General features: G+C 73.0%; 3 protein-coding genes. All 3 read left to right on the top strand.

The genetic code is table 11. The features are described from left to right. Positions 1 to 47: 47 nt before the first annotated feature. Complete coding sequence (gene nadA, locus HGA02_RS16525) at positions 48 to 1247, top strand: quinolinate synthase NadA (protein WP_168680220.1); 1200 nt, start codon at positions 48 to 50, stop codon at positions 1245 to 1247. 5 nt (positions 1248 to 1252) lie between these two features. Further along, positions 1253 to 1852, top strand: a complete 600-nt coding sequence (locus tag HGA02_RS16520; RefSeq protein WP_168680218.1) for a DJ-1/PfpI family protein — start codon at positions 1253 to 1255, stop codon at positions 1850 to 1852. 52 nt (positions 1853 to 1904) lie between these two features. Further along, positions 1905 to 2405: thioesterase family protein (locus HGA02_RS16515; protein ID WP_168680216.1), on the top strand; the 501-nt coding region annotated here is incomplete at its 3' end.

The following is a 2405-nucleotide window of genomic DNA, read 5'->3' as shown; positions in this document are numbered from 1 at the left end:
CGGACGTCCCGGGCTCGCGCGCACGCCCGTGTGCGAGGATCGGTCCCGTGACGCTGACGACCTCCGCCGCCTTCACGGAGCCCGCGCCCTCGGCCCTGCTGCTGCTCGGCCGCGGCGTCGACCTCGCCTCGGAGCGCGGGGTCGAGTGCGTCGGGGACCTGCCCGCGCCGAGCGACCCGGACCTCGTCGAGCGGGCGCGCGCTGCGCGTGCCGCGCTGGGTGACCGCGCGTTCGTGCTCGGCCACCACTACCAGCGCGACGAGGTCATCGCGTTCGCCGACGTCACCGGCGACTCGTTCAAGCTCGCGCGCGAGGCCGCGGCCCGCCCCGACGCGGAGTTCGTCATCTTCTGCGGCGTGCACTTCATGGCCGAGTCCGCGGACATCCTCACGTCGGACAGCCAGCAGGTCGTGCTCCCGGACCTCGCGGCGGGCTGCTCGATGGCGGACATGGCGGCGATCGACCAGGTCGAGGACGCGTGGGACGTGCTCGTCGACGCGGGTGTCGCCAAGGACACCGTCCCGGTCACGTACATGAACTCGACGGCGGCGATCAAGGCGTTCACGGGTCGTCACGGCGGCACGGTGTGCACGTCGTCGAACGCGCACGTCGCGCTGCGCTGGGCGTTCGACAAGGTGGGCGGGCTCGACGGCACCGGCAAGGTGCTGTTCATGCCGGACCAGCACCTCGGCCGGAACACCGCGGTGCTGCAGCTCGGCCTGTCGCTCGACGACTGCGTGGTGTTCGACCCGCGCAAGCCGAACGGCGGCCTGACGGCGCAGCAGCTCAAGGACGCGCGCATGATCCTGTGGCGCGGGCACTGCTCGGTGCACGGCCGCTTCTCGGAGCGCAACGTCACGGACATCCGCGCGGCCGTGCCGGACGTCACGGTCCTCGTGCACCCCGAGTGCAAGCACGAGGTCGTCACGGCGGCCGACATGGTGGGCTCGACGGAGTACATCATCAAGGCGCTCGACGCGGCCGAGCCGGGCACGTCGTGGGCGGTCGGCACGGAGCTCAACCTGGTCCGCCGCCTGGCGAACGCGCACCCGGACAAGCAGGTGCACTACCTCGACTCGACGGTGTGCTTCTGCTCGACGATGAACCGCATCGACCTCCCGCACCTGGTGTGGGCGATGGAGTCGCTCGCGGCGGGACGCGTGCCGAACCGGATCGTGGTGGACGCCGACGACGCGCACTGGGCGCGGGTCGCGCTCGACCAGATGCTGGCGCTGCCGGGCTACTGAGTCCCGTGAACACCGGCCACCACCTGCGGATCGGCATCTTCGTCTTCGACGGGGCCGAGGAGCTCGACGTCGTGGGGCCGTTCGACGTGCTGTCGTCGTGGGCGGCCCACTCGCCCCTGCACCCCGAGGTCGTGACGTTCTCGGCCGACGGTGCGGGCGTGCGGTGCGCGAAGGGCCTGGGCCTGGTGCCCGACACCTCCGCCGAGGAGGTCGGCCCGCTGCACGTGCTCGTGTACCCGGGCGGTGCGGGGACGCGCCCGCTCGCGGCCGACTCCGAGCACCTCGAGTGGTTGCGCGGCGTGCGTGCGACGACGCCGCTGGTCACGAGCGTGTGCACCGGTGCGCTGGTGCTCGCGGCCGCGGGGCTGCTGGCCGGACGGCCGGCGACGACGCACTGGTCGGCGTTCGACGAGCTCGCGGCGATCGACCCGAGCGTCCTGGCGGACACCGAGGCGCGGTTCGTCGACGACGGCGACGTCATGACGTCGGCGGGCGTGTCCGCGGGCATCGACATGGCGCTGCACCTGGTGGCGCGGCTGGACTCCGTCGAGGCCGCCCGCGGTGTCCGGCGGGGCATCCAGTACGACCCCGCTCCCCCGGTCTGACCGTCGGCGGGCGCCCTCGCCGCCGTTTGCTACCCGCGAGTAACATCGCGTCGTGACCCGGACGCTCCAGCTCGCCCTCGCCACGTTCCGCCCCCGACCCGCGGTCCCGGGGCAGACGCTCTTCTCGCCGTCCGTCACGACGATGCGCGTGCACCCGGGCGACCTCGACCTCTACCGGCACGTCAACAACGGCGTGTACCTGCAGATGATGGACGTCGCGCGCGCCAACTTCATCGCCGACCTCGGTGGATACGGTCTCCTCGCCGAGCACGGCTGGTACCCGGTCGTCGCCGCCTCCACCGTCAAGTACCGGCGGTCCCTCACGCTCGGGCAGCGGTTCACGATCACCACCCGCGTGCTGGGGTGGGACGAGCGCGTCTGCTACCTCGAGCAGTCCTTCGCGCGCGGCGACCAGCACATCGCGCGGGGCGTCGTCGCGGGGCGCTTCCTCGCACGCGACGGCCGGCGGATCCCCGCGCCCGACGTGGTCGAGCTGCTCGCGGGCCGGCACGTCGACGCGCCCGAGCTGCCCGCCGACGTCGCCGCCTGGGCG

This window comes from Cellulomonas septica (genome assembly GCF_012396155.1).
GTDB lineage: Bacteria > Actinomycetota > Actinomycetes > Actinomycetales > Cellulomonadaceae > Cellulomonas > Cellulomonas septica.
This window is presented reverse-complemented; position numbering and strand designations above follow the sequence as displayed.